This window comes from Paenibacillus sp. D2_2, from assembly GCF_031199965.1.
GTDB lineage: Bacteria > Bacillota > Bacilli > Paenibacillales > Paenibacillaceae > Fontibacillus.
The window spans coordinates 255,304-280,484 of record NZ_CP133605.1 but is presented as its reverse complement, the minus strand read 5'-3'; the positions used below and the strand labels follow the sequence as shown (position 1 = coordinate 280,484).

General features: G+C 44.5%; 14 protein-coding genes, 11 tRNA genes, 2 rRNA genes and 3 pseudogenes. 3 read left to right on the top strand and 27 right to left on the bottom strand.

The genetic code is table 11. The annotated features are described in order from the left end of the window. Positions 1–216: 216 nt before the first annotated feature. Positions 217–3,216 (top strand): efflux RND transporter permease subunit, encoded by a 3,000-nt coding sequence (locus tag RE628_RS01400; protein ID WP_309157056.1) that lies wholly within the window; start codon positions 217–219, stop codon positions 3,214–3,216. Between the two features lie 119 nt (positions 3,217–3,335). Here the strand turns inward: RE628_RS01400 and RE628_RS01395 are convergent. Beyond that, positions 3,336–5,810: pseudogene (locus RE628_RS01395) on the bottom strand (helix-turn-helix domain-containing protein). A gap of 197 nt (positions 5,811–6,007) precedes the next feature. Between RE628_RS01395 and RE628_RS01390 the strand changes: the two are divergent. Next, positions 6,008–7,307 (top strand): annotated as a pseudogene (locus RE628_RS01390) (arsenic transporter). A 23-nt stretch (positions 7,308–7,330) separates the two neighbouring features. Here the strand turns inward: RE628_RS01390 and RE628_RS01385 are convergent. The 5 genes from RE628_RS01385 to RE628_RS01365 all read right to left on the bottom strand — a co-directional run bounded on the left by RE628_RS01385 (position 7,331) and on the right by RE628_RS01365 (position 11,217). Next, entirely contained in the window at positions 7,331–7,873 is a 543-nt protein-coding gene (locus tag RE628_RS01385) for a GNAT family N-acetyltransferase (protein WP_309157055.1), read from the bottom strand. Between the two features lie 132 nt (positions 7,874–8,005). Continuing rightward, complete coding sequence (locus RE628_RS01380) at positions 8,006–8,725, bottom strand: 3-ketoacyl-ACP reductase (protein WP_309157054.1); 720 nt, start codon at positions 8,723–8,725, stop codon at positions 8,006–8,008. Positions 8,726–8,822: 97 nt separating this feature from the next. After that, positions 8,823–9,515, bottom strand: coding sequence for an HAD family hydrolase (locus RE628_RS01375; protein WP_309157053.1), 693 nt, complete (start codon positions 9,513–9,515; stop codon positions 8,823–8,825). A gap of 128 nt (positions 9,516–9,643) precedes the next feature. Then, positions 9,644–10,507, bottom strand: coding sequence for an MBL fold metallo-hydrolase (locus tag RE628_RS01370; protein ID WP_309157051.1), 864 nt, complete (start codon positions 10,505–10,507; stop codon positions 9,644–9,646). Positions 10,508–10,872: 365 nt separating this feature from the next. Beyond that, positions 10,873–11,217, bottom strand: coding sequence for a DUF6809 family protein (locus RE628_RS01365; RefSeq protein ID WP_309157050.1), 345 nt, complete (start codon positions 11,215–11,217; stop codon positions 10,873–10,875). Positions 11,218–11,391: 174 nt separating this feature from the next. On the opposite strand from RE628_RS01365, the gene RE628_RS01360 reads away from it, so the two are divergent. After that, the gene (locus RE628_RS01360) at positions 11,392–11,640 is read left to right on the top strand and encodes a helix-turn-helix domain-containing protein (RefSeq protein WP_309157048.1); all 249 of its coding nucleotides are present in this window, start codon (positions 11,392–11,394) and stop codon (positions 11,638–11,640) included. 79 nt (positions 11,641–11,719) lie between these two features. Here the strand turns inward: RE628_RS01360 and RE628_RS01355 are convergent, their stop codons facing one another. The 21 genes and pseudogenes from RE628_RS01355 to RE628_RS01255 all read right to left on the bottom strand — a co-directional run bounded on the left by RE628_RS01355 (position 11,720) and on the right by RE628_RS01255 (position 25,073). Then, on the bottom strand, positions 11,720–12,013 hold the full coding sequence (locus RE628_RS01355; protein WP_309157047.1) for a hypothetical protein: 294 nt from the start codon (positions 12,011–12,013) through the stop codon (positions 11,720–11,722). 76 nt (positions 12,014–12,089) lie between these two features. Then, on the bottom strand, positions 12,090–12,797 hold the full coding sequence (locus RE628_RS01350) for a hypothetical protein (RefSeq protein ID WP_309157046.1): 708 nt from the start codon (positions 12,795–12,797) through the stop codon (positions 12,090–12,092). Then, complete coding sequence (locus tag RE628_RS01345; protein ID WP_309157045.1) at positions 12,794–14,533, bottom strand: DEAD/DEAH box helicase family protein; 1,740 nt, start codon at positions 14,531–14,533, stop codon at positions 12,794–12,796. Before RE628_RS01345 ends, RE628_RS01350 begins: the two co-directional genes overlap by 4 nt. Next, the gene (locus tag RE628_RS01340) at positions 14,534–17,071 is read right to left on the bottom strand and encodes an ATP-binding protein (protein ID WP_309157043.1); all 2,538 of its coding nucleotides are present in this window, start codon (positions 17,069–17,071) and stop codon (positions 14,534–14,536) included. Next, positions 17,071–17,511 (bottom strand): DNA cytosine methyltransferase, encoded by a 441-nt coding sequence (locus RE628_RS01335; RefSeq protein ID WP_309157042.1) that lies wholly within the window; start codon positions 17,509–17,511, stop codon positions 17,071–17,073. The genes RE628_RS01340 and RE628_RS01335 overlap by 1 nt, the downstream gene beginning before the upstream one ends. Further along, positions 17,466–17,894 (bottom strand): DNA cytosine methyltransferase, encoded by a 429-nt coding sequence (locus tag RE628_RS01330; RefSeq protein WP_309157041.1) that lies wholly within the window; start codon positions 17,892–17,894, stop codon positions 17,466–17,468. Before RE628_RS01330 ends, RE628_RS01335 begins: the two co-directional genes overlap by 46 nt. Positions 17,895–17,944: 50 nt before the next feature. Further along, a pseudogene (locus tag RE628_RS01325) lies at positions 17,945–18,196 on the bottom strand (DNA cytosine methyltransferase); the annotation flags it as partial. A gap of 426 nt (positions 18,197–18,622) precedes the next feature. Next, the gene (locus RE628_RS01320) at positions 18,623–19,741 is read right to left on the bottom strand and encodes a DNA cytosine methyltransferase (protein ID WP_309157040.1); all 1,119 of its coding nucleotides are present in this window, start codon (positions 19,739–19,741) and stop codon (positions 18,623–18,625) included. A 1,002-nt stretch (positions 19,742–20,743) separates the two neighbouring features. Continuing rightward, positions 20,744–20,814: transfer RNA gene (locus tag RE628_RS01315), tRNA-Gly, on the bottom strand. An 8-nt stretch (positions 20,815–20,822) separates the two neighbouring features. Beyond that, positions 20,823–20,899: transfer RNA gene (locus RE628_RS01310), tRNA-Pro, on the bottom strand. A gap of 7 nt (positions 20,900–20,906) precedes the next feature. Beyond that, positions 20,907–20,989: transfer RNA gene (locus RE628_RS01305), tRNA-Leu, on the bottom strand. A 34-nt stretch (positions 20,990–21,023) separates the two neighbouring features. After that, a tRNA-Arg gene (locus tag RE628_RS01300) sits at positions 21,024–21,100 on the bottom strand. 1 nt (position 21,101) lies between these two features. Continuing rightward, positions 21,102–21,176: transfer RNA gene (locus tag RE628_RS01295), tRNA-Gly, on the bottom strand. A 4-nt stretch (positions 21,177–21,180) separates the two neighbouring features. Beyond that, positions 21,181–21,264, bottom strand: a tRNA-Leu gene (locus RE628_RS01290). A 30-nt stretch (positions 21,265–21,294) separates the two neighbouring features. Further along, a tRNA-Lys gene (locus RE628_RS01285) sits at positions 21,295–21,370 on the bottom strand. Positions 21,371–21,452: 82 nt separating this feature from the next. Next, a tRNA-Asp gene (locus tag RE628_RS01280) sits at positions 21,453–21,529 on the bottom strand. Between the two features lie 15 nt (positions 21,530–21,544). Beyond that, positions 21,545–21,621: transfer RNA gene (locus RE628_RS01275), tRNA-Thr, on the bottom strand. Positions 21,622–21,634: 13 nt separating this feature from the next. Further along, positions 21,635–21,710 (bottom strand) — tRNA-Val (locus RE628_RS01270). Positions 21,711–21,736: 26 nt separating this feature from the next. Beyond that, positions 21,737–21,811, bottom strand: a tRNA-Glu gene (locus RE628_RS01265). Between the two features lie 118 nt (positions 21,812–21,929). After that, positions 21,930–22,046, bottom strand: a 5S ribosomal RNA gene (rrf, locus tag RE628_RS01260). Positions 22,047–22,145: 99 nt separating this feature from the next. After that, a 23S ribosomal RNA gene (locus tag RE628_RS01255) occupies positions 22,146–25,073 on the bottom strand. Positions 25,074–25,181: the final 108 nt, after the last annotated feature.

The following is a 25,181-nucleotide window of genomic DNA, read 5'->3' as shown; positions in this document are numbered from 1 at the left end:
AAAGATTCTACAGCCATCACAGTTCCCTAGTCTCTGGTAGGGGATCATCTCCTGCCGAAGATGTAGGGTTAAAACCATTCGCATGGCCGTTTTGTCATGCCCATAAAACATCTACACTTATATCCGTCGAGATACATAAGTTCGGACGATCTCAACCTTACATAACAAATCGACAATGGCTTAACCAAATAAAAGGAGTAGAAGGAGAAATGATCAATGACTTGGTTAGCTAAATTGGCATTCGGCAATAAGGCAGCTACGGGACTGCTGATCGTATTGGCGCTTGTCGTGGGAGTGATGAGTTATACCTCCCTACCGATGGAATTCTTGCCGGAGGCCGATAATCCGCAGGTGACGGTAACGACGCTCGGGCCGGGACAGAACGCTCAAGCCATGGAAGAGAACGTCACTAAGCAGATTGAATCGGCAGTAACTATGGTCAAAGGAAAGACGGAGATGATGTCTTCTTCAGGAGACAACTATTCGCAGGTGAATATTAACTTTGACTCCAAGACGAATATGAAGGACGCCTCGCAGGCGGTGCAAAAGGCAGTGGACGCCCTGCAGTTCCCTGAGGGAGTAGTGAGGCCCTATGTGCTCCAGTTGAACACTTCAATGATTCCGGTGTCCGAAATCACGCTGGCCTTCGACGAGGGGATCACCGAGAATACGATAGAGACAGCGGAGACGGTGATTATTCCCGAACTGCAAAAGATTGACGGTGTCGCGAGCGTAGCGCTGTACGGCAAAGCCACACCACAGGTGCAGGTCAAGCTTGATCCGCAGAAGATGGCGGCACAAAGCGTATCCGTCGCTCAGGTGATGGGCATTCTCCAAGGCCGCAGCGTATCAGCTTCCATCGGGGAGCAAACGATAGGCGGGCAAGCGGGCAACGTCAGCGTCGTCTCCTCTATTGACAGCGTAGATACGTTGAAGGCTCTGCCCGTCTCTGACGGAGTGAAGCTACAGGATATTGCATCAGTAGAGGTCAAAGCCGATCAGGAGAGCGTCAGCCGCTCGAATGGCAAGGATGTGCTGTTCGCTATTATCATGAAAGAGGCTAATGCTAACGCGGTGGACGTTGGCAAAAAAGTACAAGACGCTTTAGAAGGTATCAACAAGAACGTCAAAGGTGCCGAAGCCGAAGTTGTGGTCAGCACCTCTGAAATGGTCGTTGATTCCGTAAATAGTATGATGCGGGAGGTGCTGCTCGGCGCGCTTTTTGCTACGATCATCATTCTGATCTTCCTGCGTAATTTCCGCGCCACTCTTGTGACCGTCGTATCGATCCCGCTATCGTTGGCCGTTACGCTATATTTACTAAACCTTTCGGGCGTTACCCTTAACATCATCACGCTAGGCGGGGTAGCTGTAGCGGTCGGTCGTCTCGTAGATGACAGCATCGTGGTAATCGAGAACATCTATCGTAGACTGCAAAAAGAACCGTTCTCGATCGATATGATGATCAGTGCAACGAAAGAGGTCGCTGGTGCGATTACCGCCTCAACAATAGCAACCGTAGCGGTGTTCCTTCCGATGGGTTTGCTGCGGGGCAGCCTGCAGGCATTCCTGCTGCCTTTTGCTCTGACGGTAACTTACTCCCTGCTGACTTCACTCATCGTAGCCCTGACCGTTGTTCCGCTTCTCAGCTCACGGTTGCTGCGGAATACGACCATGAAGGAGCATGAACCATCCAAGTGGTTCCGCCGCTTCCTGGATTGGAACCTGAGCCGCAAGTGGGTGTCTCTCTCGCTCGGCCTGATCATTCTGGTCGGCTCCATCGCCGTCTATATCAACATGCCGAAGGGAGCGCTCGACGCTTCCGACGCTAGTCATATCTCAGTCAAATTAAAATATCCAAATGACACACCAGTGTCTGAAGTGCTGACCGAAGGTAAAAAGCTCGAGCAAGAGATGATGAACCAACCTGAAGCGAAAACGGTCATCATGCAGTCCGGAAACAGTGCTGATATGGCCCAGTGGGGCAGCGTAAGCTCAACGACCCTAGTTAACTTCACGATTGTCATGAAGAAGGATGTCGATACCAACGCCTTTGTGAACAAGATTCGCGGACTTCAAGACCAATATCCTGGAGCCGTACTATCGGCGAACCCGACGAGCTTCATGGGCGGAGGCTCGACCAGTGAGTATATCGATATCACTGGGGATGATGTGTCAGAACTTACGGGGGTAGCGAACCAAGTACAGGATAAAGTAAAAGATATTGAGGGCGTCCGCAAAATATCCAGCAACATGGAGGATACGAAGCCCGTCTTCTCCTTCCGAGTAGATCCGGCTAAGGCCAACGCTAAGGAAATCACCATGCAACTGGCCGCTGTGTTGAATCCGATACCGCTCGGGCAAATGGAACTGAACGGTTCGCCAGCGAGTGTCGTACTATCTCCGCTCAGTGAACCAAAATCGCAGCAGGATCTGGAGAAAATAACGCTGATGACCGCAACAGGACCACAGCCGCTGTCCCAGCTAGCGAAGCTTGAAGTCCGCAACGAGCCAGCTACACTATTTCGCAAGGAAGGCAAACCGTATGTACGTATCACAACGGAAGTCGATCCGAAGAAGGTATCCGAAATTGGAGCCTCTATTAAGAAGGAGACCGATGCCATTACGCTTCCAACAGGTGTAAATCTCTATGCTGGTGGTGCTTCCGTTGACCAAGCCGGAGATTTCAAGGACTTGGGCATGACTGCAATCATCTCCATTGGCCTTGTCTACCTGATCATGGTCATCACCTTCAAGACGCTGCGTGCTCCGCTGGCGATCATGTTCTCCTTACCACTTGCGGCGATCGGCGCCGTCGTTGGCCTGCTGATCTCCGGTGTAACACCGGACTTCACCGCTATATTCGGAGCGCTGATGCTGATCGGCATCGTCGTCACAAACGCCATCGTGCTGATCGACCGCGTCAAGCATAACGAGGGGCATATGACGATCCGCGAGGCACTACTTGAAGCGGCCAGCACACGGATGCGGCCGATCCTGATGACGGCCATCGCGACGATTTGTGCTATGCTACCACTCCTGTTCGGGCATTCCGAGCAAGGAAGCATCGTCTCGCAGAGCTTGGCTATTGTCGTAGTCGGCGGCCTGACCGCCGCAACAGCACTTACGTTGATCATCGTACCGGTGATCTATGAACTGTTCTACTTCCGTCGGTCTGCCAAGCAACGTAGACAGATGCTGAAGAAGGCGGCATAAGTATCTGGCGCTAGATTGTATATGAAAAGGAGCGACATTTCCTCATAATGGGAAAATCGCTCCTTTTTTTGATTTTTTCCATACATACATATCAAATATCTAATACTGTGGCTGCAAGCTTAATAGCAGAATGCCATGCGGGGCACGATATAGGTCTGCCCCAGATCCTCTGCTGCCGCATCCAGCCATCCAGTTTGCATTTCCGGAACACTTCTGTGCCGTAAAAATTGCAACTCTTCCTCCGTCGGATAGGTTGGTGCCCCTAAGCGAATCCACTCATCAAAGACAGAACCGTGCTCGCGATCCAGTCTGTAGCTGGTCATTTTATAGAGACGCTCCTGATCATTCAGTTTGAAATGGAATGCTCGGTTTCCTTTTTCCTCAAAAATGGTGTATCGACTTGTCTCAGTTAGTCCCGACCAATCACCGCTAGCGAAGAGCTGATCCACATGAGTGTAGTTATACATTAGAATTTGCAGGCCTCCATTCTGGTCGCCCGTGACTATATATCCATCTCCTTGGGATAAAATACGATCCCCCAGCTTAGCCAACAGCTCAAAAGCGTAATAACTCGGCTTCTTCAGCCCATTACGATTGATCAAACCGAATCCGCCATAAAAAATCGAGGTTGGCACCGACTCTCCTCAAATACGTCGGTAAACGACCAGTATGCAAGTGATCCTAATGTACCTAACGTCTGAAGCGCTTGGTGAATGACAAACGCACCCATAAACGTCGTATCGTGAATCAAATTGCGGTCGTAGAGAGAAGTTCCACTCCGTCATATGAAGCTCCAGTTCCGGCATGGCCGTCCCCTTCAGCTTCGATCTCAAACGCTTTACGCTATCCAAGTAGAAGGTTGGTGGCATAAGCGTCGTGAGCTTGTATTGCTCCTCCTTCTGGTTTGGGTATTCCGAATAGACGTGAAATGAGAAGAAGTCGATCGGAGCTTGTCTGCTGCTGCAGTAGTCGATGAATTCCTCAGCCCAGTTGTCATTCCAGAGAGAGCCGTAGCCCATCGCAGGCCCGCCTACGCGAAACTGTTGTGAGATGGACTTTATCGTGCTCGCCGTCTCGGCATAGAACTCGAAATACTCCTGCTTCGAGCCCGCCCAGCATACACCGGAGAGATCAGGCTCATTCCATACCTCAAAGTACCATGTGGATACTTCCTCCATACCATATCGGTTCAGACAGTGGCGCACGAATTCGCGGACAAGTGCATTCCACTTCTTCTGATCCCGCGGCGGAGCGATATGACCTCTCCATAGAAAAATAGTCTCCTTCGAACGGGCCAACGCCGACGGCATGAAGCTTAGCGCCACATAGGGACGAACCCCTGCCTGGAGCAGAAAATCGTACAGCTTGTCTACATAAGCCCAGTTATAGATCGGCTCACCGTCCTCCGTCTCCGTATACACCATCATCTCATCATTGAAAATGCCGTGGAAGCGAATATGCGAGAACCCGAGCCTGCCCTGAAGCTCAAGAAAATGCGCCTGCCAATCGGCACGCAATCCTTCAACCGCTCTGCCCGCCGTAGTCAGCCAGTTCCAATGCTTCTTGAATGAAGTACCCTCTACTTGTTCATTGATGTGAATCTCCACATGATCGGATATGACACTGGATACGGAGGTTATAGCTATCGATTCCTGGGACGGCTCTAAATATCGATAGAGCGACTCCATCGCTTGAATCGTATCGACCTCATAGTAATCGGCACTTGGCGATTCATCATAGGTCAATGGTTTACGCGCAGGGTCAGCAGACTTTACCGTTGTAACAGCCTCGCGGAAAGTACCGGGAGTCGAATCGTATTTCTCTTTAAAATATTTATTGAACAGCTTGACGTTGGCGAAGCCGCAATCAAGTGCAATCTGAGTTACACTGTCGTTGGTGCTTATCAACGCGTCAACTGCCTTCTCCAAACGAACCGAAGTCAGATATTTCTGGAACGGAATACCGATCTTATCACTGAAAAAATGAGAGAAATAATGCAGACTCAGATGCTCCTGATCAGCAATCGATTGCAGCGTAATCTTCTGGCTGTAATTCCGGTCGATAAACTGCAGGACGCGGTTCAGCCGCTGATAATCGTAGTCCTTGACATTCTTCTGCTTCTCCTCGGACATCACCATCGAGAAGTAACGCATAAGGTGCCCGGCCAACGTGTACAGCAGACCCATCGAATAATTCCGGCTGCCTTGCGTCTTCTTGCTCGCTTCCCAGGCCATCTGGGCCAGATAATGGCGGATGCGATCATACATCTCCTGGTTCTGCGGAGTCTGATACAGAGAATTGCAGGCCACCACTCGCCGCTCATCCAGCAGCTCCGGGTTAAATTGCAGCGTAAGTAGGACATTGTCCTGATTCGTACGCTCAATCTGATGAACAGACATGCTATTCAAGACGATAATATCGTCCTGGCTCAATTCATAACTCCGCTGATCCACATGGATCGTAATCCCGCCCTGCAGGACATAGATAATCTCAACTTCCTTATGCCAATGAAAAGGAACATACGCCACGCTGTTCACGAACAGCCTAATCGGCAGATCCTCTTGATAGTCGATAAATTCATAGAGATAACTCATTGGCAAGGACTCCTTTTCTGGAAAATATGGTTTCATCGGTTTCGGGGGCCATCTATTTTAAGTATATCCCTAATCTCATTCAAATTTCGAATTGTATAGTCTGGTGCTAACCAAAACTCTATATACAAAAAAAGACCGAAGTGAGACAATGGATAGCGGCAAATTTATCTATGTACGTTCGGGGAAAATGAAGAATTATGGGGTTCGACATCACGGCAGCAATCATCATTTTTATCATTACGCTTACCTTGGTTATTTGGAAGCCTAAGGGCTTGAACATCGGCTGGTCTGCCTGCGGCGGCGCAGTGCTGGCTCTATTCAGCCGGCGTTGTCGGATTCAGTGACGTGTGGGAAGTCGTCCAGATTACCTGGAACGCCACTTTAACTTTCATTGCGATTATTATTATCTCGCTCATTCTGGACGAGATTGGCTTGTTCGAATGGGCCGCTCTACATATGGCCAGAGCCGCAAAGAGCAACGGCATTCGGATGTTCGTCTATGTGAGCCTACTAGGGGCGGTCGTCTCGGCCTTTTTTGCCAATGATGGTGCCGCCTTGATCCTAACGCCAATTGTACTGGCGATGGTTCGCCATCTCAATTTTGAGGAGAAGATGATCTTCCCCTTCATCATAGCGAGTGGATTCATTGCGGATACGACCTCGCTTCCCTTGATTGTAAGCAACTTGGTTAACATCGTCTCCGCCGATTATTTTCAAATCGGATTTGTGCAGTATGCCGCTAGAATGATCATTCCTAACCTATTCTCGTTAGCGGCTACTGTTATTGTGCTGCTCATATATTTCCGTAAGAGCATCCCTCGGGAGTATGACGCATCCAAGCTCAAGCAACCAGCTGAGGCGATCAAGGATCCGCAACTGTTCCGTCTCTCCTGGTACGTCATCGCGGTGCTGTTAATCGGTTATTTAGTCAGCCAATTCATCCATATTCCTGTGTCCCTAATCGCTGACGTTGTCGCGCTATTCTTCTGGCGGATGGCCCGAAGGAGTCAAGCTGTCGATACAAAAGCCGTCATTCAAGGCGCACCGTGGAACATCGTCGTCTTCTCCATTGGCATGTATGTCGTCGTCTACGGCCTCGGAAACGCCGGACTGACCGAAGTGCTAGCCACTGTCATTCAGGCTGCCGCAGATAAGGGACTGTTCGTATCTACTATGGCGATGGGATACATTTCGGCTTTTCTATCATCGATTATGAATAACCTGCCAGCCGTCATGACCGGCGTCTTGGGCATCGCAGAGACCAGCACCTCCGGTGTGCTTCGCGAATCCCTGGTATACGCCAATGTCATCGGCGCCGATCTCGGGCCAAAGATCACCCCGATCGGATCCTTGGCAACGCTGGTGTGGCTGCATGTCCTATCCAAAAAAGGCGTTCGTATTTCGTGGGGCACCTATTTCAAGACAGGGATCGTGTTAACGATTCCGATTCTGTTTGTGACGTTGTTGGGGTTGTATTTGACGTTAGTCGTTTTTTAGGGGTTGGGCTCCATCGGTAAAAGTTACAATATAAATTCCATTTGGCGATCATAAGGTTCATATTCTGCCAGCTTCTTGTTGATTTCCTCAGCATCTACACACCCGACCTTCTTATAAAAATGCTGGGATTCTTCCGAAGAATGCGTAGAAATATATAACTTCTTGGCCCCTAATTTCCTGGCTTTCTCTGAACACAATGCAAAAAGCTCTCTACCAATTCCTTTACTCCTATATTCATATGAAACATGTATTTGCATAAGCTGCAGATATTGATTTTCACTCCCAAAAAAATCTGACAACAGACTTGCAAATGCAACCAACTCATTATCATTGTTGAATACACCCCAAACAAAGCCACCGGATTTAAGACAGTTTGTGAAATCATCATTAATAATTTCTTTTTTTAAACTATCGTCCCATTGCTCTGTAAAAGATAGATCTTTGAGTATCCATTCCCCATTCTCCATACGCCAACAGCGTTGGACTTCTTGATAGCGATTGAATGACTGCAACAAATCGGGATGTAAATCCTCGAGCGTTAATTCTTTCATCGTGAAATCGTTCATTTTTGGGATCTCCTCTCAGAAGCTTATATTCATGATAGCTTATTCAAAATTAAAAAGCTGTCGACATTGTTGAATGTCGACAGCCTGAACCATTTCTAGGAATGGGTTTTGATGTTCTGATGTCTATACATCTTACTGCGGGTTAGTTGTCCAAATGCCTGCTGTTTTGACAAATACACGTGGTGGTAATTTCAAGGTTGCCAGAGCCAATTCAGCAACATCCTCTGGTTGCATCATCCGATCTTCATCCCCGATTTTTAATCCAGCATTAACTGCTAAATCGGTAGCAACAGTACTAGGTGTTAGAGCAACTACCCGGATGTTCGATTTGCGAACTTCCTGTAACAGAGACTCGGTTAAACCGAGAACGCCGAACTTGGACGCACAATACGCGGAACCAGTGGCAAAGCCACGTTCCCCAGCGGTGGAAGCAACGTTGATGATATCCCCACTATTTTGATTCAGCATGAACGGAAGGGCAGCACGGGTTACATAGTATGTTCCCATCAGGTTCACTTGAATAACTTGTTCCCATGTACTTGGTTCCATGTCCATAAGAGTACCAAACTGAGCGATACCCGCATTGTTGATCAGAATATCAACGGACCCGAGTTGCTCTTGAAGTTTCAGTACCGCAGCCTCAGCTTCTTGCTGATTCGAGATATCCGCTGTCGCAATAAATACTTTAACGGAATGCTCTGCCTGCAAAGTGTTTTGCAATGATTCGAGATCAGCTCCTGTGCGTGCAATTAAACCGAGATTTACGCCTTCCTTGGCCAACGCAATTGCGATTGATTTTCCGATCCCTTTTCCTGCTCCCGTAATGATGGCAGTTTTATTAGTAAGTTCCATCTCTAATTTCCTCCATATCGAATATCTAATATATAGTTTACCTATTTATTTTATATTATATGTGAGGGAATAGTAAGGGCGGAGGTAGTATGCAATATTAGCAGTTTATTGTCTTGTTTATGTTATTTCGAATCTCATTCAAATTTCGAATGATATAGTCAGGTGTTTTTGCAAGCGTCCAAGGTTCTTGATGCCTATTTATCCAGCAGGCTTGAATACCGGCTCTTTGGGCTCCAACGACATTGGACACGGTATCTCCAATATGTAAAATTCCCGCGGGTTCTATATCGTAGTATTTGATTATCTCTTGGAACATGGAGTTGTCGTGATCATTCTTGTAGGATCTGTATTTCTCTGAGGAAAACAGAGGTATTCGGTAAGCTTCAAAAAAACGCGGCAGCATGTCTTCGTCAGTATCAGTAACAATGCAAACCCGATAATTCTTAAGAATGAAATCTAAGAAATCCAGCGTTTCTTCATATAACTCTGCTTGCCGATGCTCCTGTATTAGAACATCTACGACTTCAGCGCAATCATAAGATATGCCTAGACTGGGAAGTAGTTCATCGAAGCACTCTTTGTAGATATCTCTGGTTAGAACAAACTGGTGGTTCTCGCGCATGCGCATGGCAACGATGTAATATTGCTCAATCAGCTTGGCTTGGAGGGTTCTCGCTTCGCTCTCATTATATCGATCCTTGAGAATCTGCCTCCACATGGATATGAATCTATTGTCTAGGCTAACTAGGGTTTGGAACATATCTAGGCTGATAACTTGGATGGTGGTCATTCAACACTCCTCCTAACCTATATATGTACACGACGCTGCTATCTTCTTGAATCTCCTGATGAAAATCTAGCAGCGTCGTTAGACTATATATCTCAGCGGACAACATCCCTCATTATGCTAGATATGTCCTAAGATGGTTGCTGAACAAATGCTCTTGGAGACACATACACGAATCGTTCCCCACGCGCCATAATATGACATTTCTGCTCGGGATACCGCTCGTACAAATAATCGAGGAAATAGCCCGGCTTCTCACTGTTCCCGGCGAAAACATCATAATGCAGCGGTATGACCGTCTCGGCATTGCTCCGGACTGCTAGCTCTGCAGCTTCCCGGTAATTCATGTTACCAACAATGCCCTCTTCCCTGCGGTAATAATCCCCGCCGTTAATCGGCAACATCGCAACATCCGGCGAAATCTCCGCAATCCGCTCCGTTAGCCCAGGATAAATCACTGTATCCCCCGCATGGTATAAAGTCACCCCATTAAGCTCAATTACATAGCCAACGCTACGGTAATGACCGCTATCATCCTGTTCAAGCTGCTCATGTGCAGCAGGAATCACCGTAATCTTCATCTTGGAGAACAGTTCTATCGGTTCACTTGTATCTGCCATGAGAATAGACGAGTCACTTACTCCCATACGACGTAGATCCTGATGACAACAGGTTGGAGCTATAAGTGGAGCACTGCTATTCTGATCGTGAAACACCGTAATCGTGCCTTCATCCATATGATCGACATGCTCATGGGTAATCAGGCACAGATCCGCTTGCGTAATGTCCTCAGGACAAATCAGAGCAGGATACGACCGCACCTGCCCGTTCCGATCCAGAAAATCCGACACATACGGATCAATGTAAATAGTTACTCCATCGCCTTTGACGATCACACTCTCCTGACCGAGGAACCAAATCGCAAGAGTTCCATACGGAACCTCCGTCTGATGAACCTCTTGAATCAATGCGGATCCTTTCTTCGTAGCTATCATAATCACGTCCTTATGTGAATTGTAGAAGATTCCTAAGGGAACCCCCATACGATGATTGAGATTATCTTAATCATTCATGATGACATAGTAAATATACCATGCGTTGTGTAGGTAATGAAGGTCTAGGCTGGGGATGGTGAAGTTATTCGGGAATAGGTGCTTCGAATGGGCAAAGATATAGCATAGTATTAAGACGTGGACGTGGTGTAGGTAGTGTGCCACAAGCAGCATGATATTTACTGCGTGGCATAAGGGAGCGTGGAACAGAAAAGCCTGGCCTGTTGGCCAGGCTTTTCCCTGTTAACAGGGATGGTCTAATGTACTTTAGTCGGGTGTACTTCTACTAGATAGAGGCTTAAAAACTATTAAGTGTCCTCAGGAGAACCCCAGCGATGCTTTCCTAAACACTCGCTTTGATTCAATTTGAAAGGCCCCTCCGGTCCAGCCCCGAAGTGCACTTCGATGATCATCAAAGCCCCTAACTTAAACCCATACGTAAACGCCGCCGCCATCTCCATTCCCTGAATCTCCTGCTGCAAATCCAGTACCTCCTCCAGCTCCGCAAACTCCTCAGCGGACATTTTCCTTCTCCAAGCTTCCATTGCCTCAGACAATCTCTTGCTGCACTCGCGATATTTCGGATCTTTAGGAACCACCTGCTCTTCAGCGATCAGGCGGCCGTCGTATAGAGATTCGAGTAGGGGTGGCATGGGGTGGCCTCCTTTTCAGAATAGAAATTTCCTGACCAAAATTATTTGCTTCCCTTTTGATCATTCTAAATAAATGCAGATTCATTACGCATAAGCGTACCACTAATAAAAATATTATACGTTACGCTTATGCGTATAGTCAAGCTGGGAATAAATTGATTAGAGGTGATTAAAATGGGAAAGAAAGTTGTCGTGAAAATCGGGGAGCTAACCAAGAAACACAATATATCTCTGAGGGAATTATCCAGGATTTCTGATGTTCGCCATGCAGCCTTAAGTGAGCTCGCAAACGGTAAACGAGAGAGCATTAGTTTCAGTCATATTGAAAGGATCGCGGAGGCACTGGATATTAATGATATACGGGAGATTATTGAGTTGGTGGAGGGGAAGAGAAAACCACCCAATGAGGGTGGTTGTAAATAAAGTTATACGACTCATTAAAAGTCACTGAGGAAAGTAACCGTGTCTACTTCTATATTATTTTCTGATGCTTAAGAAATTCCTAATGTTTGTCCTGGAGAAAGCAAATTAAATGATTGAGAGCTACACTATACATATTATGACCAATTCTATCTTTTCTAACAAAATAATCATTTGATTTAATAAGTTCAATATTCTTTTCTACTTCCTTAATAGAGTCATTTATATAAAAACTATAATTAAAGAGTCCTAACTCTAGCATATCAAATGAAATATTCTCTATTGCGCGAGCATATTTATATGCCGAACTTGAACTTAATTTCCGACCAGTTATTTTATTATTAAAAACTAACCATTCTTCGAATTCTTTAATCAAATTTATGTTCTCACCTCGGAAACCACAGAATTATTCGACACCATACTCTCTCAGTATATTCCACATTTATTATATCCTAAGAAGGGAACAATAACTTCAAATCACCTTGTATGTATACTTCAAATTTTCTATCATCAATATCTACTATATTTCCACTACCAATAACATTCCCCGTTACTACCACATACGTTCCAGGCTCAATATCTCCCTTTAAGGTGTTTTTCGTAACAAAAAGGAATCTATTTTCCCCCATATATTGTTCATAAACACCCGGCGAGATAGGTTTCAGAGATACTCCCATTACTTTCTCATATATTGCAGCTGTTTCTTTAATATTCTCAGTAATAACAACAATCTCACAAGCCACATTACCAATATTCAATAATTTATCTTTTAGATCAGTAGCTTTAATTTCATCCATTTTCAAAAGAGTTCCATAATCGTGGGTCAATTGCTTCATTAACGCTAAGTGCTTTTTCTTATCTAGAAAGAACCATTCTATATATGGTAAATTGGCCATTACAGTTTCTGGCTGATTCCGGCTTGAGCCAGAACCTCTCAAAACACTATCAACATGAACAGCCGGTAATAAACATAATTTATCCCAAATTTTTCTCAATTCGCTAAAAGGTCTCGTCTTCTCCTTGCCTGCTGAGGTAATCAATTCAATTCTTTCTGTTGTCCTGTTAACACCTGTCAGAGTAATGTTAGCACCTGGCTTAATACTCTCTAATTCTAACCCAACCATTTTTTCTATATCATTAATTACTTCATCAAATGTCATTTTCGACCTCCTGGTAATTCCGGCGGAAATTTAAGAACACTTGTATCCTCACCTGCTCCTTCAACTGCAGCTACATCTTCAAGCCATTGTCTCAAGAACGACTCGGCTTGAGGGTCTTCCTCTCCAGCCTTATTAAAAGTTACTTTATGCGGCAAACTTATTCTAATCGGATTTCCTGGAGCAGGGCCGTTATTTTCTAAAAGACTATCTTTTAAGTCTATGCCCGCTGCAAATCTGCGTATATCAGATACAAAATCTAGAACAATGACTTTTTCCTTACCTTTTGATAATCTCAGTCCTCTTCCTAATTGCTGAATGAAAATTCTCCTGCTATGAGTAACCCTCTGAAATACAATAATATTAACATCGGGTACATCAACGCCTTCATTCAAAATATCAACTGCACATAGTACATCAATAACTCCATCTTGAAAATCACAAAGTATGCGATTGCGTTCTGCCGGATCCATTATACGCCCCGTTAAAGTTTGAGAATATATTGCTGACGCATTACAAAAACCAAGTGCATTTATTCTGTCCCTCATAGTGACAGCATGGTCTATAGTACCGCAAAACACTATTGCCCGCGGTTTATGCTGCTCAACCCAAACCTTTCTTAATTCAAAGACAACAGCATCATCCCATTCAGTTATAAATAATGTTCTGTTTATCTGACGGGGAGAGAAATTGCTACCTTTTAACTCTGATAAAGCCTCCCAATTAATATTATCAGTGAACATTCTATAATCGACATTGGATAAAAATCCTTTGCGCAAACCTGTAACGATATCTACACTTATTAAAGGATTGTCAAAATAATCAGTCAGATTAACATTATCAGGACGCCAAGGTGTTGCTGTTAACCCAAGCAGAAAGGGGCCATTATCTGAACCAGCCATCGTATTATGTAAAACTGTATTGTACATTTGTCCACCTACATGGTGGCATTCATCAATAATAATCAGATCAAAATGTGGCAATTCCTTTCCCCGCTGAACATAATCAGCAACAGTATTTAAACACGCAAATACAGCATTGCTATGCTTTAAGCTGTATTCACTTGGCTGCTCATAGCCGTTCCATATTGTAGTCTCCTGATACTTAGATAAATACGGCCAAAAAGACTTTTCTATTTGGTAAACAAGCTCATTTGTATGTGCTATTACAAGAATCCGAACTGGTGATACTCCATTAATCCGTCTTACTAACTCACATGCAATAAATGTTTTTCCTAGGCCGGTAGCCATAACAATTAAAGCTCTTTTTTTCCCTTCATTGTACGCCATTATCGTTGATCGTATAGCTTGCTCTTGGTAATCCCTTGGACTTCTATTAAATACAGGCATTTCAGACAGCTTTTCCGCTCTGAGCACAAGAGAGTTTGTATCCCATAACTGAAGAGGGACCCCTCTGCTCATAAGGACTCTTTGATGCTCCTTAAGTTTTTCATCAAATCCATTTAGAGCTACAATTACAGGAACTTGCGCTCTGTATATTCTCATAGCCTCCAGTGTTTGATCCGCCACATCAACACCAACTTTATTTTTCCAATGCTTCATTTGGAATAACCACCGTTTTCCAGCCCGATGTGCAAGAACATCCGCCCCACGATCACCTGACTGTCCCACAAGTCTAATACCCTCAAATCCCTCATGAGCTAATAAACGAGAAACAACCCTTTCAAAAGCCTGCCATGTACCTAGCCTTAAACTAGTTTCACTAATAAAGTGTTTCAATTATTTCACTACCTTTAGCTGCAAGTAATCCAAGGACAACCTTGTTTTTTGGGCAATACCAGTTTCATTTGAACGGTACTTTGAAAAGTTTGCTATATCATCTAAACAATTAAAATAAATATTCTTTATTCTTATTTGTGCCTGCTGGATAATGGATCCTGTAAGTTCGACTAAATTAGCATAAGAAACATCCCATATTCCTCCATCAAAGAAAACAGGAGTATATTTTTTGAAAATTTCGATAATTGTATCCTGATTTATATACAACAAAAAATCCCCGTTGTCCTTCATATCCCCAAGCCGACTGATATCAATGCTCAAATTCAGCATATTATCAACCATTGCCTTCTTCTGCTCTTCAGGCATTTCATTAAAGATATCAGCTGACATTTCCTTTAAAAGTTCCGGCAGTTTTTCTCTTAATTGTGCAAAGAAAGCACTAATCTCCTCCCTAATCTTCTCTGGGTCATCCTCGAGTATATCCGCCCATCTTGTGTTCAATATCTTCCACTCAATATTAGAAAGGGTATGTTGCCCTTGATATTGTCTTCCTGAGAGCCTTCTGTTCATGTCATAAATATAAAGCGCAACTTCCGATGCTATCATTTGTTCAGGGCGGATACGGTATGATTTGAATACTTTGTGGGTTTTATCGAGATAAATATCTATTTCTTCCCCCTTAAATATAATTAGCGGGATTCCTTCTTCTTGCAGATTGGCTTTTATCGAAATTTGAGTAATATAAACATTAACATCTATCGGTGAACTATATGTACCATCGGCTAGCCTAATAGAACATCCAGGAATAGATAGATCATCCGATTTGTTGGAGTTTTTAGACAGATACTCTTGTGAAATTGTATTTTCTGTCCCCTTCTCTTGGTTGCATGAGGTACAATTTTTTTCAGTCGCTCTGTTCTTAGTGCTACAAACATGACATGTCCATGGCTCTTCAACTTTAGGCATCTGTGACATGCCACATAAAGGACAGCTTTGAGCCGATTTTGGTATTTCGCGCTTACAATCGGGATTGATACATGGCTTGCCTATCAATACATAACCACAAACTGCACACGTATCATGTTCTTTTAAATTTTGAGCACTGCATTCAGGACATTCGACCAACTCTTCGAGAGGAGGCGTATCAGCTTGCTCCACCAATCTCCACCATTCAGAATCATCATAGTAACCAGGCAATTTAGCAAGAAACTTTTTATAATATTCTTTCTCAATATCCCTAGAAATCCTCTTAGATTCGTTAGATTCCTTATCCCAATAACCCATGTATAAATCAGACTTACCGGGTTTTCTTACTCTACGAAAACCTTGGTATAACTTATAAATAAAACTTTCGTTTTGATCCGTACCTGGCTGATTAGGCTGCAAAGAGCTGTCTCCTCTTAAGTAGGACACAGCGCGCTGCCATTCTGGGCTACTCCGCTGAAAATCCTGTTTTAAAAAATCCACTGGAACATGGTTTAGATGTACTTCCCCAATAATTCTTCCGTAGGGACCATCAATAGGATAGTCTTTAATCGTTTTTTTAAATTCATCAACATATTCAAAAAATGCTGTCTTTTCAGCAATACGGATTGCGCGGCCATTCCGGATTAGATCTATTCCAAATTCAGTGCTGTCATCAAATCTCTGAATACCTACCCAACCTCTTACACGCTCTTCAACACTTCGTATACTTGATGACTTACAAGAAGGACACTCAATATAATCAGTTGGAACAAGTGCAGTACAACTCCCACATCGTCTTTGAACACCAATTACATGGTCAAGATCATATCTTGCCTGAATATGACCATGACCCTTACGTTCAACAAATCTACTAGAATCCCATACACAATGCTCAAATGCCTCACATGGCTCACCATTTATTACAATTCTTATCTCTCTCTTCGATAATAATGAGGCATACCTCCGTCCTAATTCAGCTCTTACTTTTGGAAGTCCATATTGAACCAATCTCTTAACAAATTGGCTGTTGGCATTTCCATCCGGCCACCATTGGCTGACTTCAATAATTGTTCCATGTAATAGCTCTTTTGGCTTATCAACGATAAAAACAGGGAGCTCATAATCCTTCGCCTGATTTATATAATCCAAATCTATTACAACATCAATAGCTGAATTTTCTCCTTTTCTTGCAGTCAGTAATTTAGTTACTCTCCCTAGTTTTCCAGTTGAAATATTAAAACCCATTCCAAATAGCCCCAAACTATCATAAGGATTATTGCCGGAAAACCCTGCCTTTATTGATCTTTCAGCCATATCCATGGTCATACCTGGGCCATTATCACGAACTCTAATAACTCCAGAGCCCCTGTTGAGATCGGCCATTTTTGGTAAATCTATTGAAATTAACGGGTTTTCTATTTTTATTCCGGTAAGTTTGGCAGCTTGAAATGAGTCAATCGCGTTATCAACCAATTCGCAAAGTGCATCCATTGGCAACATAGGAGTATGTGTTAATGCGATCAATACCTTCGGGTCAGGTGTAAAATCAAAAAAGTATTCAGAATGGGTCATTAGGCTTCCTCCTCTATCATTTTTTTGACTGCAACTGCTAGCGCATGAGCTAATTTTACAGGCACACCATTTCCAATTAATTTAAATTTATGCGTTAAGGGCATATCGGACGGAAGTTCATATGTATCTGGTACACTCTGAATTCTTAAAGCTTCACGCACTGTAAGTCTTCTTGGTTGTGTCGGATGTAAATGGACCTCATTGTTTCCGTAAGCGGCCGTTGGGCTATACCTCCAACGATGCAACCGCTTAAAACTTTTCCGGGAAACATCTCCTTCATCTATAATATGATATTTTCTACTTCTAGGCATTAATCCCTCTAGTCCGTTTGGTAATGAAGCAACTTCCTCAATATCACATATCAAAGGGCCCACCATTAATTCTTCAGGAATATTTAGAGGTTTCTCTGGAATAGCCCAAAAGGTGATTCCTGTGGCCATACATAACGTTGTTTTGCACCTGAATAACGGAAATCCTCAGGCCATTGGAACCAGCAGTAGTCCATAGGAATATTTCTGACTCCTATTTTGCGTTTCAGCCATTTTTTATTTAAGCCCACCATAAATACTCGTTCCCTATCTTGTGGAACCCCAAAATCTAAAGAGTTTAAAATACGTACATCAGTAAGATAATGCTCAGAAATTTTCGTTCTAAGTTCTTCAAAAAATAATCTATGTTTATTTGTATGAAGAAGCCCTTTAACATTTTCAAATACAAAAAATGTAGGTTGAAGATCCAGGATTTTGTCGATATATATTCTAGACAATCTACCATGATCACCCGTGTATCCTTTATTCTTTCCCCAACCGAAAAGTCTGGGCATGGCGGGCCACCTATAATTCCAAATGTTTCCGGGATCTGAGTATTATGAAAAGCCTCTTTTGCTATCTGATTAGGCCCAATTTCAACAATAGAGGAAACATTCGTAATACTATGGTAACTTCCTGCTGCTTTACTTATCCCATACTCATATGCCTTAACAAAATGAGGATTTAATTCATTAGACCAAACTGCTTGAAATCCTGCTTGTATAAAACCTAAGTCAAGAAAACCTGCTCCAGTAAAAAAGGATAGTATCGGGATCGGCAAAACTTTTAATTCATTTTCAGAATGAAAAGCGCACATTGTAATTGTTGTAACTTCCGACATAACCTCAGAGCCTCCTTTCTACTGTTAACAACATTTATTTAATAAGTTACCAGAACAACTGTATATATTTATATCATATCAGAACATGCGATCTTGTTATATTAATAATCTGTTTAGTTTTGTGTTGTTGATAAGCTTATATATTGCCTAAAAGAGTAGTCTGCATTAATAACAAATTATATACTTTTTGGAGGACGATATTTCTTGCAATAAATTAATTAAAATAGGATTGAACGTAGACATGAAACCTCCTTACGTACTGCTGTACCTCAAGATTGACAATATAAGCTTTATAATGAAGAAATCCACAACTTACAAGGTTGTGGATTTCTTCATATATATTTTATTTTTAGGAATCTACCGATTCATGCACTAAATTAGAAACGGTTAATTTCAATTATTTCACATCTCTAAAAAATCCAAAATAGACTCCGCAAGTCCTTTTGCTGCTAAATATGGGACTCCATTCCCAACAGTTTTGAATGCAGCAGACAGTGTTATATCATCTGGCAAAGCATACTCTTTTGGTAGAGACTGAATAGCTAATGCTTCAGCAACCGATATTCTCCTTGCCTTATATGGATGTAAATGTACTTCATTATTACCATATGCAGCTGTCGGTGAGTACCTCCAACGGTGTAGACGTTTATAACTTTTTTTTGAATCATCCCCTTCAGGGATTGATTGGAATCTAACTAATCCCGCTCTTGGTGTGAAATACTTATTAGAGTTCGAATGATTCGAAACATCATTTTGCCTAAACCAATATTCAATGGTTAGATCGGCAGGAATACCTTTGGGCATCTTCATCTCACTATCTTCTTGAAATGGTGTTGTTGTAACCCATGGAAAATTAGTAACTTCTTCGAGAGTATACTTAGTATGGCTAAGCCATGGAAAAACCGAAGAAAGTGCTTCATCATCTGATGTTACTCTAAGTCCATTTAACACATTTGTTTGGAACCCAATTAATATGATACGTTCACGCTGTTGAGGGACACCGTATTCAATAGCATTGATTAAGCGTTCAGTCATTATATACCCAGCTTCACGAAGCTTAACTTTCATTGCCTCATAAAAATGTCGATGTTTCTTCGTTCTCCATAGCCCCTTTACGTTTTCAAAGAGGAAAAAGTCTGGTTTCTGTTGACATATCAGTTCAACATATGTTGCTGTTAACTTACCATTTTCACCTTCGCTCCCCTTGTTCTTCCCTCCAACCGAAAAGTCAGGACATGGGGGTCCTCCAATAAATCCGATAAGACTATCCTGCTTTCTTGCCTGTGAAACTAATGAAGTCAAACTAGAGCACTCATCAGTAATAAAGTCTGTAATATCTCTTAAATGATAGCCATACTCTGGTTCAGGTATTCCCATAATCCTACGAGAATAAATATAAGTGTCCATAAAGGGACGATAAAATTCATTTACAAATTTCAGATCAAACCCGCTCTTCTCAAAACCTAAATCTAAGAAGCCCGCACCTGAGAAAAATGAAAAGATGGCTGGTTTTTTTGACATACTCTTACCTCAATTCTTGTCGATTCGACCTAAATACTTGTATAAAGACAATCCTATACTACTATATCAGTTCCCGATAGAGAAATCAGCCCTCGGTACTATAAATGAATATGTTAAATAACTGTTATACAAAAATTGTACTCGTAAGTTCGTATTCCCGATATTAGTCAACAAACCAACGAGTAAATCTCCTAACCCCTTCTAAGATCTACTTGTTGGTTCGTTCATATTTTTATCCGGCTAATATTAATTACTGATTTGCGATTCACATCAAGAATATAGCTACTTCTAGTGTTGCGATCGTAGGATCGATCTCCTTTAGGAATATCTGGAGAAAATTAAAATAACGAACTTATCTGATCTAACTTTTTATGATGGTCCTTCTGAGTATTTTTCTGATCTGAAGTACGCGTTACAGAAGAATCATACCTTACCCATTCTAATATGGCTTATTTCAAACCAGAATTATATCTAATGTTTAAGGAAGCTGGCGAGTGGAAGATTGGTAAAAAAAGGATTAAGATATTTTTCCGAGAGATTCGGTCGATTAACATTGGAAAACGGCTTACTTTTAGGTGTACGGAGAAAAAAAACATTTCGGGTGGAGTGCCCCCTTAGAATTTTTATGCCAGGCTGAAGAAAGATCAAAAGTTTACCGATTCAGTATCGGCGCTAGTTTGCAGCCTAGTTTTTTTGAACTTTTATCCTGTCAAAATAGATTACTGACTTTCCCCCTCACCCCAACTTAAGACCTTATTTTTTCTATCCAACTTAGTGTAGCGATCCATTGCTCCGTTGTGTTTAGCAAGGCGTACGGGATTATAGAAGATCAGTTTGGGGTGCAGTCGATGATAAATGAGAAGGGAGGAAACTGACGACTTAGAATAGAGGTGGATTAATTCTAATGTACCGCGCAACAAAAAACACACTTTCCAAGTGATCTCTTAATTCTCAAGGTAAGTGCGTTTCTAAAATTATTTTATAAATTGGCTATCTGTAATAAGCGGGTGATGGGAATCGAACCCACGCTACCAGCTTGGAAGGCTGGAGTTCTACCATTGAACTACACCCGCAAACTAGATGGTCGGGATGACACGATTCGAACATGCGACCCCCTGGTCCCAAACCAGGTGCTCTACCAAGCTGAGCTACATCCCGATAACTATGGTGCCGGTGAAGGGACTCGAACCCCCACGGTTTCCCTCACGATTTTGAGTCGCGCGCGTCTGCCAATTCCGCCACACCGGCATGTGTATATATTAAATTACTGCTAAAATAAAAATGGCGCGCCCTAAGAGATTCGAACTCCTGACCTTTTGATTCGTAGTCAAACGCTCTATCCAGCTGAGCTAAGGGCGCATGGAGCGGACGACGGGAATCGAACCCGCGACCCTCGCCTTGGCAAGGCGATGCTCTACCGCTGAGCCACGTCCGCAATTTGGTGCGCGTGAAGGGACTTGAACCCCCACGTCGTGAAACGCCAGATCCTAAGTCTGGTGCGTCTGCCATTCCGCCACACGCGCACAATCACACTGTATTCTCTTAGAGAATACTGGTGAGCCATGAAGGACTCGAACCTTCGACACCCTGATTAAAAGTCAGGTGCTCTACCAACTGAGCTAATGGCTCTCATAAGAAAATCTGAGATGAAGTAAGTAAATCTTTACTTCCAGAGATCTGTATAGATTCTGTCTCATGATCAAGAGAATAATGGCGGAGCCGACGGGATTCGAACCCGCGGTCTCCTGCGTGACAGGCAGGCATGTTAGGCCTCTACACCACGGCTCCGCGCTGTGAAACAAATGGTGCCGGCGAGAGGACTTGAACCCCCAACCTACTGATTACAAGTCAGTTGCTCTACCAATTGAGCTACACCTGGCATATGAAGTTAAATGGTGGAGGCTAACGGGATCGAACCGCTGACCCTCTGCTTGTAAGGCAGATGCTCTCCCAGCTGAGCTAAGCCTCCATACTTTTTGTGGCATTTAACGGAAATGGTGACCCGTAGGGGATTCGAACCCCTGTTACCTCCGTGAAAGGGAGGTGTCTTAACCCCTTGACCAACGGGCCATAATTAAATTTGGGGTCCCCAGAAAGTAATCGGAATATGCTTCGAAGCAAATTATAGATTCTAAAAACAATTATATATGTAGAAATCCAGGCAAAAAAAATCCCCCTAAGGGGTTTCGCTTGGCGGCTTCCTACTCTCCCAGGACCCTTCGGTCCAAGTACCATCGGCGCTAGAGGGCTTAACGGTCGTGTTCGGGATGGGTACGCGTGGAACCCCTCCGCCATCGCCACCAAACGGGATTTTGTGCTTACTGCTTACACAGCTTGCTTCAAAATCGTTCAGATGTTTGATCACCTGAAAACTGGATACGAAACTACATTTGCATTTTAATATTTGGATAAGCCCTCGACCGATTAGTACCTGTCAGCTCCATACATTGCTGCACTTCCACCTCAGGCCTATCAACCTCGTCGTCTTCAAGGGGTCTTACTAATTGGGAAATCTCATCTTGAGGGGGCTTCACGCTTAGATGCTTTCAGCGCTTATCCCTTCCGCACTTAGCTACCCAGCTATGCTCCTGGCGGAACAACTGGTACACCAGCGGTGCGTCCATCCCGGTCCTCTCGTACTAAGGACAGCTCCTCTCAAATTTCCTACGCCCACGACAGATAGGGACCGAACTGTCTCACGACGTTCTGAACCCAGCTCGCGTACCGCTTTAATGGGCGAACAGCCCAACCCTTGGGACCTACTTCAGCCCCAGGATGCGATGAGCCGACATCGAGGTGCCAAACCTCCCCGTCGATGTGGACTCTTGGGGGAGATAAGCCTGTTATCCCCAGGGTAGCTTTTATCCGTTGAGCGATGGCCCTTCCATGCGGTACCACCGGATCACTAAGCCCGACTTTCGTCCCTGCTCGACTTGTCAGTCTCGCAGTCAAGCTCCCTTTTGCCTTTGCACTCTTCGAATGATTTCCAACCATTCTGAGGGAACCTTGGGGCGCCTCCGTTACTCTTTAGGAGGCGACCGCCCCAGTCAAACTGCCCGCCTGACACTGTCCCCGTACCGGATTACGGTACCAGGTTAGAACTCCAATACGATCAGGGTGGTATCCCAACGGCGCCTCCACCGAAGCTGGCGCTCCGGCTTCCTAGGCTCCCACCTATCCTGTACAAATCGTATCAAAGTCCAATATCAAGCTGCAGTAAAGCTCCATGGGGTCTTTCCGTCTTGTCGCGGGTAACCTGCATCTTCACAGGTATTAAAATTTCACCGGATCTCTCGTTGAGACAGCGCCCAAGTCGTTACGCCATTCGTGCGGGTCAGAATTTACCTGACAAGGAATTTCGCTACCTTAGGACCGTTATAGTTACGGCCGCCGTTTACTGGGGCTTCGGTTCATAGCTTCGGGTTACCCCTAACCACTCCCCTTAACCTTCCAGCACCGGGCAGGCGTCAGCCCGTATACTTCGCCTTGCGGCTTCGCACAGACCTGTGTTTTTGCTAAACAGTCGCTTGGGCCTTTTCACTGCGGCCCCCTCGTGCTATTCACACTACCGGGGCACCCCTTCTCCCGAAGTTACGGGGTCATTTTGCCGAGTTCCTTAACGAGAGTTCTTCCGCGCGCCTTAGAATTCTCTTCTCGCCTACCTGTGTCGGTTTGCGGTACGGGCACCTTCACCTGGCTAGAGGCTTTTCTTGGCAGTGTGAGATCATGACCTTCGGTACTATAAATTTTCCCTCCCCATCACAGCCCAGCCTTACGATGTGCGGATTTGCCTACACATCAGCCTCACTGCTTGGACGAGCATCCATCAGCTCGCGTCACTACCCTCCTGCGTCACCCCATTGCTCATAACGGCTTACGGTGGTACAGGAATTTCAACCTGTTGTCCTTCGATTACGCCTTTCGGCCTCACCTTAGGTCCCGACTTACCCTGAGCGGACGAACCTTCCTCAGGAAACCTTGGGCTTTCGGCGGATCAGATTCTCACTGATCTTTTCGTTACTCATACCGGCATTCTCACTTGTATGCAGTCCACCAGTCCTTCCGGTCCAACTTCAATCCGCATACAACGCTCCCCTACCCCTGATACTTAAGTATCAAGCCATAGCTTCGGTGGTGTGTTTAGCCCCGTTACATTTTCGGCGCAGAGTCACTCGACCAGTGAGCTATTACGCACTCTTTAAATGGTGGCTGCTTCTAAGCCAACATCCTGGTTGTCTGTGCAACTCCACATCCTTTCCCACTTAACACACACTTGGGGACCTTAGCTGATGGTCTGGGCTGTTTCCCTTTTGACAATGGATCTTAGCACTCACTGTCTGACTCCCGGATAATAAGTCTATGGCATTCGGAGTTTGACTGAGCTTGGTAACCCTTGGCGGGCCCCGCACCCAATCAGTGCTCTACCTCCACGACTCTTCTTTCCGAGGCTAGCCCTAAAGCTATTTCGGGGAGAACCAGCTATCTCCGAGTTCGATTGGAATTTCTCCGCTACCCCCACCTCATCCCCGCACTTTTCAACGTACGTGGGTTCGGGCCTCCAGTGCGTGTTACCGCACCTTCACCCTGGACGGGGTAGATCACACGGTTTCGGGTCTACGCCTACAAACTTAATCGCCCTATTCAGACTCGCTTTCGCTGCGGCTCCGGCTTCTCACCTTAACCTTGCTTGCAAACGTAACTCGCCGGTTCATTCTACAAAAGGCACGCCATCATCCATATAGAGGACTCTGACTTCTTGTAAGCACACGGTTTCAGGATCTATTTCACTCCCCTTCCGGGGTGCTTTTCACCTTTCCCTCACGGTACTGCTTCACTATCGGTCACTAGGGAGTATTTAGCCTTGGCAGATGGTCCTGCCGGATTCATACGGGGTTTCACGTGCCCCGCACTACTCAGGATCCGTCTCGGAGGGATTAGAATTTCGGTTACAGGGCTTTTACCTCTTCTAGCGGGCCTTTCCAGACCTCTTCGCCTACCCTAATCCTTGGTAACTCCATGTGAGACGTCCTACAACCCCAGAGAGCAAGCTCCCTGGTTTGGGCTTCTCCGCGTTCGCTCGCCGCTACTGACGGAATCACTATTGTTTTCTCTTCCTCAGGGTACTTAGATGTTTCAGTTCCCCTGGTATGCCTCTTCATCGCCTATGTATTCAGCAATGAGTGACTGGGTATTAATCCAGCCGGGTTTCCCCATTCGGACATCCTCGGATCAAAGCTTGCTTACAGCTCCCCGAGGCAGTATCGTTGTTCGCCACGTCCTTCTTCGGCTCCTAGTGCCTAGGCATCCTCCGTGTGCTCTTAGTAGCTTAACCTACACTACTTATTTAAACTTGTTTTAACACAAGTTCAGCTTAAAGGAATGTTTCTAAAACGCAAATTTCGTTTCGTATATCCAGTTTTCAAGGATCAAATGACTGATT

Coding starts and splice junctions, on each gene's coding strand:
- RE628_RS01400 (WP_309157056.1), top strand. CDS start 217: ATGACTTGGTTAGCTAAATTGGCATTCGGCAATAAGGCAGCTACGGGA.
- RE628_RS01385 (WP_309157055.1), bottom strand. CDS start 7,873: ATGAACGATTTCACGATGAAAGAATTAACGCTCGAGGATTTACATCCC.
- RE628_RS01380 (WP_309157054.1), bottom strand. CDS start 8,725: ATGGAACTTACTAATAAAACTGCCATCATTACGGGAGCAGGAAAAGGG.
- RE628_RS01375 (WP_309157053.1), bottom strand. CDS start 9,515: ATGACCACCATCCAAGTTATCAGCCTAGATATGTTCCAAACCCTAGTT.
- RE628_RS01370 (WP_309157051.1), bottom strand. CDS start 10,507: ATGATAGCTACGAAGAAAGGATCCGCATTGATTCAAGAGGTTCATCAG.
- RE628_RS01365 (WP_309157050.1), bottom strand. CDS start 11,217: ATGCCACCCCTACTCGAATCTCTATACGACGGCCGCCTGATCGCTGAA.
- RE628_RS01360 (WP_309157048.1), top strand. CDS start 11,392: ATGGGAAAGAAAGTTGTCGTGAAAATCGGGGAGCTAACCAAGAAACAC.
- RE628_RS01350 (WP_309157046.1), bottom strand. CDS start 12,797: ATGACATTTGATGAAGTAATTAATGATATAGAAAAAATGGTTGGGTTA.
- RE628_RS01340 (WP_309157043.1), bottom strand. CDS start 17,071: ATGACCCATTCTGAATACTTTTTTGATTTTACACCTGACCCGAAGGTA.
- RE628_RS01335 (WP_309157042.1), bottom strand. CDS start 17,511: ATGGCCACAGGAATCACCTTTTGGGCTATTCCAGAGAAACCTCTAAAT.
- RE628_RS01330 (WP_309157041.1), bottom strand. CDS start 17,894: ATGCCCAGACTTTTCGGTTGGGGAAAGAATAAAGGATACACGGGTGAT.
- RE628_RS01320 (WP_309157040.1), bottom strand. CDS start 19,741: ATGTCAAAAAAACCAGCCATCTTTTCATTTTTCTCAGGTGCGGGCTTC.